Source organism: Dyadobacter bucti, assembly GCF_005869225.1.
Classification (GTDB): domain Bacteria; phylum Bacteroidota; class Bacteroidia; order Cytophagales; family Spirosomataceae; genus Dyadobacter; species Dyadobacter bucti.
In genome coordinates, this window is the sequence record NZ_SWFP01000010.1 from 209179 (window position 1) to 222247 (window position 13069).

At 46.1% G+C, this 13069-nt stretch carries 13 protein-coding genes; all 13 read left to right on the forward strand.

Annotated features, from left to right (window positions below):
- The first annotated feature begins 73 nt into the window (after positions 1-73).
- Positions 74-412, forward strand: coding sequence for a hypothetical protein (locus FBF61_RS28235; protein ID WP_138483793.1), 339 nt, complete (start codon positions 74-76; stop codon positions 410-412).
- A 64-nt stretch (positions 413-476) separates the two neighbouring features.
- Positions 477-1670 (forward strand): serine palmitoyltransferase, encoded by a 1194-nt coding sequence (spt, locus tag FBF61_RS28240; RefSeq protein WP_229215260.1) that lies wholly within the window; start codon positions 477-479, stop codon positions 1668-1670.
- Positions 1667-2788 carry a GNAT family N-acetyltransferase gene (locus FBF61_RS28245; RefSeq protein WP_138483797.1) on the forward strand — a complete coding sequence of 374 codons (1122 nt, stop codon included), beginning with the start codon at positions 1667-1669 and terminating at the stop codon, positions 2786-2788. Before spt ends, FBF61_RS28245 begins: the two co-directional genes overlap by 4 nt.
- Entirely contained in the window at positions 2785-3825 is a 1041-nt protein-coding gene (locus tag FBF61_RS28250) for an NAD-dependent epimerase/dehydratase family protein (RefSeq protein WP_138483799.1), read from the forward strand. Before FBF61_RS28245 ends, FBF61_RS28250 begins: the two co-directional genes overlap by 4 nt.
- Positions 3826-3922: 97 nt before the next feature.
- Positions 3923-6490 (forward strand): DUF5686 and carboxypeptidase-like regulatory domain-containing protein, encoded by a 2568-nt coding sequence (locus tag FBF61_RS28255; protein ID WP_138483801.1) that lies wholly within the window; start codon positions 3923-3925, stop codon positions 6488-6490.
- 17 nt (positions 6491-6507) lie between these two features.
- Positions 6508-7221: a nucleotidyltransferase family protein gene (locus FBF61_RS28260; RefSeq protein WP_138483803.1), complete on the forward strand. Its 714-nt coding sequence runs from the start codon at positions 6508-6510 to the stop codon at positions 7219-7221.
- Positions 7222-7290: 69 nt separating this feature from the next.
- Complete coding sequence (locus FBF61_RS28265) at positions 7291-8160, forward strand: hypothetical protein (RefSeq protein ID WP_138483805.1); 870 nt, start codon at positions 7291-7293, stop codon at positions 8158-8160.
- Positions 8160-9134 carry a CDP-alcohol phosphatidyltransferase family protein gene (locus tag FBF61_RS28270; RefSeq protein ID WP_138483807.1) on the forward strand — a complete coding sequence of 325 codons (975 nt, stop codon included), beginning with the start codon at positions 8160-8162 and terminating at the stop codon, positions 9132-9134. Before FBF61_RS28265 ends, FBF61_RS28270 begins: the two co-directional genes overlap by 1 nt.
- Positions 9115-10149 (forward strand): lysylphosphatidylglycerol synthase transmembrane domain-containing protein, encoded by a 1035-nt coding sequence (locus tag FBF61_RS28275; RefSeq protein ID WP_138483810.1) that lies wholly within the window; start codon positions 9115-9117, stop codon positions 10147-10149. The genes FBF61_RS28270 and FBF61_RS28275 overlap by 20 nt, the downstream gene beginning before the upstream one ends.
- 15 nt (positions 10150-10164) lie before the next feature.
- Positions 10165-10878 carry an HAD family hydrolase gene (locus FBF61_RS28280; RefSeq protein ID WP_138483812.1) on the forward strand — a complete coding sequence of 238 codons (714 nt, stop codon included), beginning with the start codon at positions 10165-10167 and terminating at the stop codon, positions 10876-10878.
- 54 nt (positions 10879-10932) lie between these two features.
- Positions 10933-11841 (forward strand): PfkB family carbohydrate kinase, encoded by a 909-nt coding sequence (locus tag FBF61_RS28285; RefSeq protein ID WP_205748324.1) that lies wholly within the window; start codon positions 10933-10935, stop codon positions 11839-11841.
- A 111-nt stretch (positions 11842-11952) separates the two neighbouring features.
- On the forward strand, positions 11953-12429 hold the full coding sequence (locus FBF61_RS28290) for a DUF4833 domain-containing protein (protein WP_229215261.1): 477 nt from the start codon (positions 11953-11955) through the stop codon (positions 12427-12429).
- A 1-nt stretch (position 12430) separates the two neighbouring features.
- Positions 12431-13051: a sterol desaturase family protein gene (locus tag FBF61_RS28295; protein WP_138483818.1), complete on the forward strand. Its 621-nt coding sequence runs from the start codon at positions 12431-12433 to the stop codon at positions 13049-13051.
- The last annotated feature ends 18 nt before the right edge of the window (positions 13052-13069 follow it).

The following is a 13069-nucleotide window of genomic DNA, read 5'->3' on the forward strand; positions in this document are numbered from 1 at the left end:
GTTTTAACTTTTTTAAACTTTGGTCGTAAAGAAAACCAAAGTCGGTCAGAGCTTGGCAATTACTCATCGGGTTATGCAAATTGAGGGAAGAATAATTTTTCAATTTAACGGTATAATGCAAAATGAATGGTTGTTTTGTGAACTAGTGAGGCAGCTATCGGGTTTATCTTTTAACTTTGATTACCACCTGATAATATCCGGTAAAAATCTGCAGTTTGAAAATGGATATGACACCAGGTCTTTCCGGAAAATCGCAGGCGTAAATGGTTGCTGGAATGAAATTGGTAATGAGAGGGAAGCCGGTGAAAAAGCTGACATTTTAACAGACTCAAAGTTCATTAAAACGACTAAAAATGGAAAGAAAAGACTACAATACCAATTGATCAATCTTCTGTCAGGTGCTACCACCTGATGCCGACTGGCACCCCTCAAAAAGAAGCTGTTGATTCTGACATTAATTATTTATGGGTAAAAAATTGAATAACCGAATTGCCGAATTCAAAGACGCGGCTATAATAAGAGCAAAAGGTCTTTATCCTTATTTCAGGCCAATCGAATCCGGCCAGGACACCGAGGTCATTATTAACGGAAAGCCCGTTCTCATGTTTGGATCTAATTCATATCTGGGACTTACTTCTCATCCTTATATCATCGAAGAATCGCAAAAAGCTGTTCAGAAATATGGTACAGGATGCGCAGGATCGCGTTTTCTGAACGGGACGCTGGATATCCACGAAGAGCTGGAAAGAAGGCTCGCGAAGTACACGGGAAAAGAAGATTCTGTTCTTTTCAGTACGGGATATCAGGCAAACCTGGGCGCGTTATCAAGCCTTACAGGCCGTAACGATTATCTGATCCTCGACGAAAGTGATCACGCTTCCATCATCGATGGCAGTCGTCTTTCTTTTTCGAAAGTGATCAAGTATGCGCACAATGACATGAACGACCTCAGGAAAAAACTGAGTCTCTTGCCGGAAGAATCGGTAAAACTGATCGCGACCGACGGTATCTTCAGTATGGAAGGTGACATTGTGAAACTGCCTGAGCTGAATGCAATTGCGGAAGAATTTGATGCCTCTGTATTGGTCGACGACGCGCACAGCCTGGGTGTGATCGGAGAAAATGGTGCCGGTACTGCCTCCTATTTTGGCCTCACCGAATCCACAGATCTGATCATGGGAACGTTCAGCAAGTCGCTGGCTTCACTGGGAGGTTTCATAGCCGGTGACGCGGCCACGATCGACTATCTGAAACACCGTGCCCGCTCACTGATGTTCAGCGCGAGTATGACGCCGGCAGCAGTTGGCAGCACGCTTGCAGCATTGGACATCATCGAAACGGAGCCTGATCATATCGAGCGGCTTTGGGCCAATACCCGGTATGCCAAAGAACTATTACTCGTGAATGGTTTTGACCTGGGAAAAACAGAAAGCCCGATCTTGCCGGTGTACATCCGTGACAATGAAAAGACATTCCTGATGACCAGGTTGTTGCAGGAAGATGGCGTGTTCGTGAATCCGGTAGTATCGCCTGCAGTACGTCCTGAACATTCACTGATCCGGTTCTCGCTGATGGCTACGCATACTTTCAGCCAGATTGAAGAAGCAGTTGATAAAATGGCCAAAATATATCGTCAGATCTGTCCGGAAGCTGTTGCAGCAAGACTATGAAGCACATTTCGCCCGTAAACTCTCCGAAGGAATTAAAATCGTTCATTGATTTTCCGCACGATCTCTATCAACACGATAAGAACTATGTGCCGGAACTGTTTATCGCTCAGCAGGATATGCTTACCCCGGGGAAGCATCCTTTTCACGAGCATTCCGAGTTAAAGCTGTTTCTGGCTTACGATGGGGATAAGATTACGGGCAGGATTGCGGCTATTTATAACCGTAACCACATTGCTTTTAATGGCAAAAATGATGGCTTTTTCGGTTTTTTTGATTGTATCAATGACCAGGAAACTGTCGATCTGCTGATGAAGGAAGCGGTGGCCTGGGTGAAAGAAAAAGGCGGCGAACGTATTATAGGGCCCATTAACCTTTCGACCAATGATACCTGCGGCTTGCTGGTGGAAGGTTTCGACAGGCCGCCGATGGCGATGATGACTTACAATGCGCCTTACTACAAGGACCTGCTTGAAAAAAACGGCCTTGTGAAACAAACGGACCTGCTGGCCTACGAGATCAATGTTGACTCGGCCAACGACAAATCCGTCAGGTTGATTGAAGCGCTGGAAGGAAGACTGAAAAGAAGCGGGATCGTGATCCGCAAGGTTAACCTCAAAGATTTTAAGAATGAGGTGATAAAAATACGGGCGGTGTACAATTCAGCCTGGGACAAAAACCTGGGCTTCGTTCCCTTCACCGACAATGAGTTTGATTATCTGGCCAAAGACCTTAAAATGATCCTTGACCCGAATTTTTGCCTGGTTGCAGAAAAGGACGGACAGTTGGTCGCATTTATTCTGGGCGTGCCGGACATTAACCAGATCCTGATTAAAATCAAACGCGGACGCCTGCTGCCGACAGGGATTTTCAAACTGTTATTTGGCAAAAAGAATATTACAAGAATAAGAGTATTGACGCTGGGTGTAATCGAAGGTTATCGTAAAATGGGTATCGAGGCTGTCTTGTACGGCCATATTATCAAAAATACCTACGGAACGAAGATCACCGGGGGCGAATGTTCATGGATGCTCGAAGAAAATTATCTCATGAACCACGCCATTGAGCAGATCAACGGAAAGCTGTACAAACGGTACAGATTGTATGAAAAGGCAATATGAAAGACAAAGTATTCATCACGGGGGCCAGCGGTTTTATAGGATATCACCTTGTAAAAACCGCACTGGAAGCAGGCATGGAAGTGCACGCGGCAGTAAGGCCAACCAGTGACCTTGCGTTTCTGAAAAAGCTGAAATCCAATACCGGCAAGCCCGGAACGGATGAAGCGGGATCAGAAGACCTGGTGTTTGTGAATACGGATTTCGGTTCAAAAGAATCGTTGAAAGAGCTGCTGGAAAAAGGAGGCTACACCTACATCATCCATGCAGCGGGAGTTACGAAAGCAAAAACCGCGGAGGCATATAATCTGGTCAATGCAGACTATTCGCTGAACCTGGCCATTGCGGCGATGTCTGCGGACATTCCGCTCCGTCGATTTGTTTTCCTGAGCAGCCTGGCGGCGATCGGCCCGCTGGCTTATGCAGAAGAACAGCCGATTACCGAGGCAACTTTGCCCATTCCGGTTACTGAATACGGGAAAAGCAAGTTGCTTGCCGAAACGTACCTGCGGGACGTGAGCGGTCTGCCGCTTACCATCATTCGACCCACTGCCGTTTACGGGCCTGGGGAAAAAGACTTGTTCGTTTTGTTTAAAACATTGAACAGCGGCCTGGATGCCTACATCGGAAAAAGGCCGCAGCGACTAAGTTTTGTTTATGTAAAAGACCTTGTTGCCGCCACAATGGCTGCCATGGTCAGGGATCAGGAGGAGATTACAGTTTACAATATTTCGGACGGACAGTCCTATGACCGTTATGCATTGGCAGACAGGTTCCGGGAGATCAGCGGCAAAAATGTTTTTCGCGCACATCTTCCCACGGTCCTGGTGGAATTGACGGCCGGCTTTCTGGATTTTATTTATTCATTCTCCTCAGTAACACCCGTATTGAACCGGGAAAAACTCAAAGAGCTTACAGCTTCAAACTGGATCTGTAGCATAGATGCAGCCCGAACCAACCTGCAATACCAGCCTCAATATGATCTGAGGCAGGGACTTACAGAAACCTTAACATGGTATAAAGAAAATAAATGGCTCTGAATATTTTCTTGAACTGTTGATCACTACCCGGACTTCCGGCGTAAATGAGAATTGAATACCAGGGGCTTAGCATGAAAACAACGTTCTGAAATCAACAATGAAAACAATAATCAAGTCGGTATGGTTAAAAACGCTCCTGGCAGTCTGTGTTGCACAGCTTTTTGCAGGAACGGCCATAGCGCAGAATACCACGATCAAGGGAACTATTACTGATGCAAAAACTGGAGAAACATTACCTTATGTGTCCATCCTGATACCGGGTACCACCATGGGTACCGCCTCCGATGCCGATGGCCGCTACGCCATGACACTCAAAGGAAATTATGCTACCGTCAAATTCACGTATGTAGGCTACGTGAGCCTTGAAAAAACAATTACGCCGGGAACCGATCAGACGATCAACGTAAAAATGTCGGTGGACGCCGCCATGCTGAAGGAGGTGACGATCAAAGGGAAATCACGCTACCGGAACAGGGATAATCCGGCTGTGCAGCTGATCCGAGAGGTCATTGCGCACAAGGATCAGAACAAAATGGCCGCCAACGAATATGTTGAATACGAGCAGTACGAAAAGATATCTTTCGCGCTGAGCAACCTTTCCGACAATTTCAAGGAACGCAGGATCTTTAAGAATTACCAGTTTTTATTCAAAGACCAGGATTCTACTGCGATCGGGGGCAAGAATATGCTGCCTGCATACATTCAGGAGAAACTGTCTCAGATCTATTTCCGCAAAAGCCCTTATACCAAAAAACAACTGGTACTGGCCAATCGCCGGGCTGAATTTGATGCCAAATTTATCGACAATGACGGTTTGAGCGCCTATTTTAACCGCCTTTATGAAGATATAAATATTTACGATAATGATGTTTCGATAGCAACCAACCTGCTGCTAAGCCCGATTGCCAACGCTGCGCCTACGTTTTACAAGTATTTTATCAGGGATACCATCAAAACAAATACGCCCTGGCTGATCGAGCTCGGCTTCGTGCCCAGAAACAAAACGGACATGTTGTTTGAAGGGAAGCTGTTTATTACTCTCGATGGAAATTACGGTGTTCAGAATGCTTATCTGACAGTCAATAAGGATATTAACCTCAATTTCATGCGTGACCTCGAAGCCCGTCTGGAATTTGAAAAAGGCGACGACGGCCGGTATCACCCTGCCAAAACAACGCTGGGCATGGAGTTCGCATTGGGCGAAAAAAATGCAGGTTTTTACGGTCAGCGGGTTGTTACTTTTAAGAACTACACCATCAACCAAAACCGGCCCGACAGCGTTTACCGCGGCCCGGGAGAGGAAATCGCCTATAACAAGGAAGTAAAAACGGGAGAATCGTTCTGGAGTACTGCCAGGCATATACCGCTGGAAAGAATGGAGCTGGACATTTACAAAAATGTGGATACCCTGCAGACTATTCCTTCTTTCAAGCGTACCATGGATATTACCACGCTGTTTTTGGCAGGATATAAATCATTCGGGAAGGTGGAAGTTGGGCCGGTGAATACATTTTACAGCTTCAATCCGGTGGAAGGTTTCCGGCTCCGTTTCGGGGGAAGGACTACTACCGAGCTCAGCAAAAGGGTGTATTTCGAAACTTACGCAGCCTATGGTTTCAAAGACCAGAAGTGGAAATACTTTCTGAGCGGAACGTACTCGTTCAACAACAAGTCGGTATACCATTTTCCGCTGAACTACATCCGGGCAAGCTACCAGCGCGATACCAAAATTCCTGGTCAGGACTTACAGTTTGTGCAGGAGGATAACTTCCTTTTGTCTTTCAAACGGGGAGATAATAACCGCTGGCTGTACAATGATGTATATAAAATGGAATATGTTCGGGAGCTGGAAAATCACCTTTCTTACCGCATTGGTTTCACAAGATGGAGACAAACACCCGCTGGTATCCTTCGTTATGAGAAGCTGGACGGGGAGGGAGAGTTGCAGAATGTGGGTTACCTGAACAATACAGAAGCCAATTTTGAGCTGCGGTATGCACCGAACGAGAAGTTTTACCAGGGTAAATTGTACCGTACGCCGATCATCAACAAATATCCCATTTTCACACTCCGTTACAATGCAGGTCTGAAAGGTGTTTTTGAAGGGCAAAACAGCTACCATAATTTACTGGCCAATATTTCGAAAAGGGTGTATTTGTCCCAATTTGGCTATGCTGACTTGACCACGGAAGGCGGTTATATATTTGGGAATAAAATCCAGTTCCCGCTGCTGACCATCCACAGGGCTAACCAGACTTATGCTTACCAGCTCAATTCATATAACCTTATGAACTTCCTGGAATTTGTGAGTGACCACTATGCGAGCCTGGATGTGCAGTATTATATGAACGGCTTTTTGTTTAACAAAATACCGTTGCTGAAAAAATTGAAACTTCGGGAAGTATTCAGTTTCAAAGGGTTGATCGGTGGTTTAAGAGATGAAAACAATCCGGCACTTAACCCGTCACTATACCGCTTCCCGGTCGACGAGCAGGGCAAACCCATCAGCTATACACTTTCCAGGGAGCCTTACATTGAAGGCAGCGTGGGTATAGCCAACATTTTCAAGCTTTTGCGGGTCGATCTTGTGAAACGTTTTACATATCTGGACAATCCCAATGTATCCGAGTGGGGCATCCGGGCAAGGTTCAGGCTTGATTTTTAGTACAAAACACCGATTATATGAATTATGCGATAATAGCGGCAGGAGAGGGGTCGCGTCTGGCACAAGAAGGTTTTCATCTGCCCAAGCCTATGGTGAGCCTCTATGGTGAGATGCTGATCGACAGGCTGATAGGGATTTTTATGCGCAACAATGCGGAGCGGATCAAGATCATTATCAATGAAGATTCGCCCCGGCTGGAAAGCCACCTCACAGAACTGAGCCTGACGCTGCCTATTGATATCGTTAAAAAATCAACGCCGAGTTCGCTGCATAGCGTTTACGAACTTTTGAAGTCAGACCCGGAACTTGATGCCGTTTGCCTGACTACGACAGACACCGTTTTCAAGGAGGATGAGTTTAGTGAATTTATTGCAGCGTTTGAAGAAAACGAGAATATGGAGGGCCAGATGGCCGTGACTACTTTTATCGACGACGAAAGTCCGCTGTTTGTGACTGTGGATGAAAACAGCCGTATCGTTGCTTTTACCGATACCAATAGTACCAATACAGAATTTGTTTCCGGGGGAATTTATTGCCTCAGAAAACGGGCGATTGAGTCGGTAAACCAGGCTGTGGAAAGCGGGCTGAGCCGGATGCGGAATTTTCAGAGGCAACTGCTGGAAAACGGGATTACGCTGCAGGCATACCCTTTTTCAAAGATCGTGGATGTGGACCATGTGGCCGATATCCGTACTGCCGAGCTGTTTTTGAGCCCGGAAAATGCTGTCTGACCAACGGCTTAAAAAAGAATTGACACCAAATTATATAAAGGCAGGAACGTATACCTGCCGACAGCGTACATGAATGAATTAGAAATACTGGGCGTGCACCGTAACAGGAAATTTTCGCCGAACCATATCGGAAACGACGATGCGATTTTTTCCCTGACGGCCAAGGAGCTTGAAAAACTGGGATGTAAGATCACGATCTGCTGCGAAGATGAATTCCTGCATGCGGAAGCGGTTAATCATCAGAAAATATTTACAATGGCCCGCCAGAAAGAAGTGGTGGGCAAGTTGCAGAAGCTGGAAAAAAACGGGACACACGTAGTGAATTCGGCATTTGGCATCGAAAACTGCTTTCGTACCAACCTTACCAACGCATTGAACCTAAATAATATACCGGTCGCGGATAGTTACATTGTGCCGACCAGCTATACCGGGGATGAAGTTTTTGACAGTATTACCGGAAAAGGCTACTGGATCAAAAGAGGTGATTTTCATGCAATCCATAAGGAAGATGTTTCCTTTGCAAGATCAAAGGAAGAAGCCAAGGAAATTCTGAGGGAATATGCATTGCGGGATATTCCCGATGCGGTGATTTCCAAACATCTTGTCGGGGACCTGGTGAAATTCTACGGCGTTCGCGGGACTGATTTCTTTTTCTGGTTTTATCCGTACGATAACAATCATCACAAATATTCGGAATATCAGAGCATCAATGGTGATTCCGTTTATTATTCGTTTGATCAGTCCGAACTGCAGAAAGTGGCCACAGAAGCAGCCGGTGTAGTGGGAATTGATGTGTATGGAGGCGATGCTATTGTTGGCAAAGACGGTGTTTTCCGGATCATCGATCTCAACGACTGGCCAAGTTTTGCCCCTTGCCGGGAGCAGGCGGCAGGTCATATTGCACAAATGCTTTACCAGAAATTCACCAGCAATAATTAATGGACACAGTTACCCAAGAAAAGCACGAAGAAAAAGGAGCCGGAAAGGAAGTTTCAGCATTTGAAAATTCCCTGAAATCCAACGATACAGAGGAGCAGATCGATATCTGGTTTTACCGCCCGATCGGCTACCAGATCGCTTTGTTTTGTGCCAAAATTGGACTCAGGCCCAATCCTGTCACTATTATCAGTATCTTTTTCGGGGTTGCTGCGGGGATTCTGTTTTATTATCAGGAACTCTGGATCAATGTGATTGGGATGTTGCTGCTGGTTTTTGCCAACTCGCTCGACAGTGCCGACGGACAGCTTGCCCGGATGACCAACGACAAAAGCAGGCTCGGCCGGATACTCGATGGCGCTGCCGGAGATTTCTGGTTTATCGCCATTCACATTGCAATATGTCTCCGCAGCCAGAACGAAGGATGGAGCGCCTGGATATGGGTGCCGGGCGTATTGGCAGGGGCCTCTCACGTGGTGCAGTCGGCCATGGCGGATTATTACCGGAACGTGCATTTGTTTTTTATCAAAGGTACGTCGGGTAGCGAGCTGGACAACAGCCGCGACCTTCAAAGAGAATATGACAGCCTGAGCTGGCAATCCGATTTCGGGATGAAGTTCATAGCCCGTACCTATCTCAATTATACCAAGTTACAGGAAAGCTTTTCGCCCAATCTGCAAAAGCTGCTGGGCGTAGTAAGGGAGAAATTCAGCAACGGATTACCGCACGAGCTGGTGACGGACTTCCGGGCGCAGAACAAGCCTTTGATGAAATATACCAACATCGTACAGTTCAATACAAGGGTTTTGTTTCTGTTTTTATGGCTTTTTCTCGACCAGTCATGGATTTATTTCTTCTTTGATATGTTTGTTCTTAACCCCATCCTGATTTACATGATCGTAAACCAGGAAAAGGTGAGCCGTTATTTTCATCAGCAAATTCTGACAGGCAAGTTCAATGGGTTCAAAAGTATATAAGGCGCTTTTTCTGATCATCGGGATCGCTTCGCTGGGCTATATGATTTATGGCACGGGGCCGGTCGTGATCTGGGAGGGAATCCAAAAAACAGGTATATGGTTTGTGCCCGTGATCGGGAGCTGGCTGGTGATCTATGTCCTGAATGCCTTTGCTTTCCGTGCCATCATCCGCGAGCCCCGTCTGCCCGAAAGTAACCTGTCTTTCTGGTCTGTTTTAAGGCTGACGATATCGGGTTATGCGATCAATTATATTACGCCTTTTGTAGCATTGGGCGGGGAACCCTACCGGATCATGGAACTGAAACCCGCGCTGGGAATTCAGAAAGCCACGTCTTCCGTATTGTTATACAGTTTGATGCACATGTTTTCGCATGTACTGTTCTGGCTGGCTTCCATAATCCTGATCGTGGCAGTAGTGCCGCTGAACAATATGCTGCTGGCAGGCTGCGGGTTGCTTTTGATAGCGGGCGTTGTGTTGGGTTACTGGTTTATCAATGTATATAAAAAAGGCTTTATGGTAAACACTTTCCGTTTGCTGGAAAAAGTGCCTTTTATCAAAAACAAAGCCCGTGAATTTGCACTGAAAAATGCGGAGACATTGTACGAGGTTGACGAACAGATCAGGGTATTGTACGCAGATCGGAGAAACGTATTTTATGCCTCCCTTTTTTATGAGTTTGTGGCCCGTGTTGTGGGCTGCCTGGAGATTTTCTTTACGGCACACGCTATTGGCCTGGATATGACATTGTCCGAATCGCTGATCATCAGTTCCGGTTCATCCTTGTTCGCCAACCTGATATTCTTTTTCCCGATGCAGCTCGGTACCCGCGAAGGCGGCCTGGCGCTGGCTTTGAAAAGCGTAGGCTTACCCGCCGCGCAGGGGATTTTTATCGGTGTAGTGATGCGGATCAGGGAAATTGTCTGGATAGCGATAGGGCTGGCATTGATGAGTAAGAAGACGAAACGGGACACTGCGGCTTCGCTCAGCGAGAGGGTGCAAGCGATTGATTATTAGTAAATTAAATAAAAAATGATAAAAGGTATTTTACTTGATTACGGCGGGACAATTGATACAAACGGCTTGCATTGGGCCAATGTATTATGGGATAGTTACCAGCAAAATCGGGTAAATATTGACAGGGCATCATTTGCAGAGGCTTACACATTCGGAGAAAGGGCGCTGGCCCTGAACCCGATCATCCAGCCGCATCATGTTTTTTATGATGTATTGTTCCTGAAAGTCGGGCAGCAGTTCGATTTTCTGAGAAAAAAAGGCTTCGAATTGGATGAGAGTATGATCGAGGCGATTGCAAAAGAATGCAACGGGTTCGCACACACTACCGTGAAAAATGCACAGCCTGTTCTGGCACAACTGGCTGAAAATTACCCCATTGTTATGGTTTCCAATTTTTACGGGAACATCAGCAATGTATTACAGGATTTTGGCATCAGGGATTATTTCCAGGCCGTTGTGGAATCTGCTGTGGTTGGCGTCCGGAAGCCCAACCCGCAAATTTACCAGCTCGGGATCGATCAGTTGGGCCTGCTTCCTGAGGAATGTGTGGTGGTGGGGGATTCCTACTCCAAAGACATTTTGCCGGCCAAGGAACTGGGCTGCAAGGCCATCTGGCTGAATGTGAAAGGTTGGGATGAAACTTCCGGGCACGAGCTCAATGTCTCGGATGCGGATGTTGAGATTACGGATTTTGCCCGGACGGCAGACACCATAAAAAGTCTGGGTTAGTTGTCAACTTTTGTCGCGGCGTGAACAGTTGCGGTAAAATTAACTTTAATGATCATGTACGATATTTGTACAATAGGGCATATCACACTCGATAAGGTGGTAACGACCCAGTCTACTAATTATATGCCCGGCGGCACATCCTTCTATTTTTCGAAGGCGCTCCGGAAGTTTGATGTCAGCTATATGCTGGTGACAGCTTTGGCTGAGCAAGAAAACCACATCGTTGCGGGGCTGAGGGATGAAAATATTGAGGTATTTTCCCAGCACAGCGCCCATACTGTTTACTTCGAAAACATATATAGTGCCAATCAGGACCACCGCGAGCAGAATGTACTGCAGAAAGCGGCCCCTTTCACCGTTGCCCAGATGCCCGCTATCGACGCGAAGATTTTCCATCTCGGCCCGCTGCTTTCCGATGACATCACGGTCGACCTGCTCAAAGTGCTTGCAGCCAAAGGAATGGTTTCGCTGGATATTCAGGGTTTCCTGAGGTACGTGGAGAACAAGAAGGTGTTTTATACCGACTGGGCGGACAAAAAAGAGGCGCTTGCCCACGTTTCCATTTTAAAGGCAAATGAATTTGAAATGGAAGTAGTGACCGGTACGAGCGATGTGATCGAGGGCGCGAAGTATCTCGCAGCGCTTGGTGTTAAAGAAGTGATCATCACATTGGGGAGCAAAGGCTCACTTATTTACAAAGACGATCATTTCTTCCAGATTCCTGCATACAAGCCCACCGCGATCATAGATGCTACCGGTTGCGGGGATACTTACATGGCAGGTTATTTAAGCAAAAAGGTAAAAGGAGCGGGCGTTCAGGAAGCAGGAGAATTCGGTGCGGCCATGGCAACATTGAAAATCCAGTCGTCGGGACCTTTTTCGGGCGATGCGGAAATGGTGGAAGAAGTGGTACGTTTTGGTGAATGTGACCGCGAAATGATCGCTCAGGCAATTTATTTATAGCAGTTTTTATTACTTATGAAATACGTAGTCAGCACGTTCATGGCAATTTGCCTGCTGCTAAACCCGTATTCAGGAAGTCATTCTGCAGGCAGAGATTTATCAGATCCCCTCATGGATTCCGATGAATTTCCGGTACCAAAGAATATCCCCGGATTACTTTTTTACATTCAGCGTGACCCCAATACGAATACAATTTGTTATCAGCTTAACTTTGACGAGCAGGGTCGGTTAAGCGAGCGGAATCCTGTTAATACGTTCTGGATCAGGTACACCGACGGCGGGATCCGCAGGGATCTCAACTACCTCCAGCGTAAATTTGCATATGGTGTCAATGTAAAACCGATTGGTAATTCTGCATTTGAGCTCCGCTCTGTCGCCTACTCCAAGCTGCCGTTGTTTTTGCGGAGGGACAAAAAAAACGAATACCATGTCTATGCGAAAATAGATACAAAGGAATGTATACTCGACAGGGTTTTCATCCGGATTGACGGTGGGAGCTTCTGGTCTCCAAATGTGCTTTATATAGAATTAAAAGGAACTGATACAGCTACCGGCAAAACTATTATTCAGCGTATAAAACCATCGTGACATGGCTAAAAATTATGTCTCAAACTCCACAGAATCTTCCAGGATGTTCAAAAGTAATGTCCTTGAATCACTTTCAAAAGTTCATTTTAGTGTCCCGCTTTTCATATTTGTCCCGGTTATTTTCTATTTCTCCTGGAAATCGCTGGTAGTTGGCAGCCTTCCCTGGTATGATTTTGTTCTCTTCGTGTCAGGAGGCCTGTTTGTTTGGACGTTTACGGAATATTTTATGCACAGGTTTGTGTTTCATTTCAACCCCCGTGGCAAGTGGATGGAAAGAATCCATTTTATTTTCCACGGTGTGCATCATGATTATCCCAACGATGCTAAAAGGCTCGTCATGCCTCCCTCAGTAAGTATTCCGCTGGCCACGGGATTTTATTATTTGTTTTCGCTTATGATGAAGGAGTTTTATGTCGCTGCGTTCTTTTCTGGATTTATTACAGGTTATCTTTTTTATGATATGAGCCATTATGCACTTCATCATGCTAATTTTAAGTCGTCGTTCTGGAAAAAACTGAAAAAGCACCATATGCAACACCATTACTACGATGCAAGTAAAGGTTATGGGGTCAGTTCAGATTTCTGGGACAAGATCTTCGGCTCAGACAAATGGAAGGACTGAAATTAAATCTATACTAAA

Excerpts from the sequence above, each read along its gene's own strand:
- FBF61_RS28285 (WP_205748324.1), top strand. The coding sequence starts at position 10,933 with ATGTACGATATTTGTACAATAGGGCATATCACACTCGATAAGGTGGTA.
- FBF61_RS28245 (WP_138483797.1), top strand. The coding sequence starts at position 1,667 with ATGAAGCACATTTCGCCCGTAAACTCTCCGAAGGAATTAAAATCGTTC.
- FBF61_RS28270 (WP_138483807.1), top strand. The coding sequence starts at position 8,160 with ATGGACACAGTTACCCAAGAAAAGCACGAAGAAAAAGGAGCCGGAAAG.
- FBF61_RS28290 (WP_229215261.1), top strand. The coding sequence starts at position 11,953 with ATGGATTCCGATGAATTTCCGGTACCAAAGAATATCCCCGGATTACTT.
- FBF61_RS28275 (WP_138483810.1), top strand. The coding sequence starts at position 9,115 with ATGGGTTCAAAAGTATATAAGGCGCTTTTTCTGATCATCGGGATCGCT.
- FBF61_RS28265 (WP_138483805.1), top strand. The coding sequence starts at position 7,291 with ATGAATGAATTAGAAATACTGGGCGTGCACCGTAACAGGAAATTTTCG.
- FBF61_RS28255 (WP_138483801.1), top strand. The coding sequence starts at position 3,923 with ATGAAAACAATAATCAAGTCGGTATGGTTAAAAACGCTCCTGGCAGTC.
- FBF61_RS28260 (WP_138483803.1), top strand. The coding sequence starts at position 6,508 with ATGAATTATGCGATAATAGCGGCAGGAGAGGGGTCGCGTCTGGCACAA.
- FBF61_RS28235 (WP_138483793.1), top strand. The coding sequence starts at position 74 with ATGCAAATTGAGGGAAGAATAATTTTTCAATTTAACGGTATAATGCAA.
- FBF61_RS28250 (WP_138483799.1), top strand. The coding sequence starts at position 2,785 with ATGAAAGACAAAGTATTCATCACGGGGGCCAGCGGTTTTATAGGATAT.
- FBF61_RS28280 (WP_138483812.1), top strand. The coding sequence starts at position 10,165 with ATGATAAAAGGTATTTTACTTGATTACGGCGGGACAATTGATACAAAC.
- FBF61_RS28295 (WP_138483818.1), top strand. The coding sequence starts at position 12,431 with ATGGCTAAAAATTATGTCTCAAACTCCACAGAATCTTCCAGGATGTTC.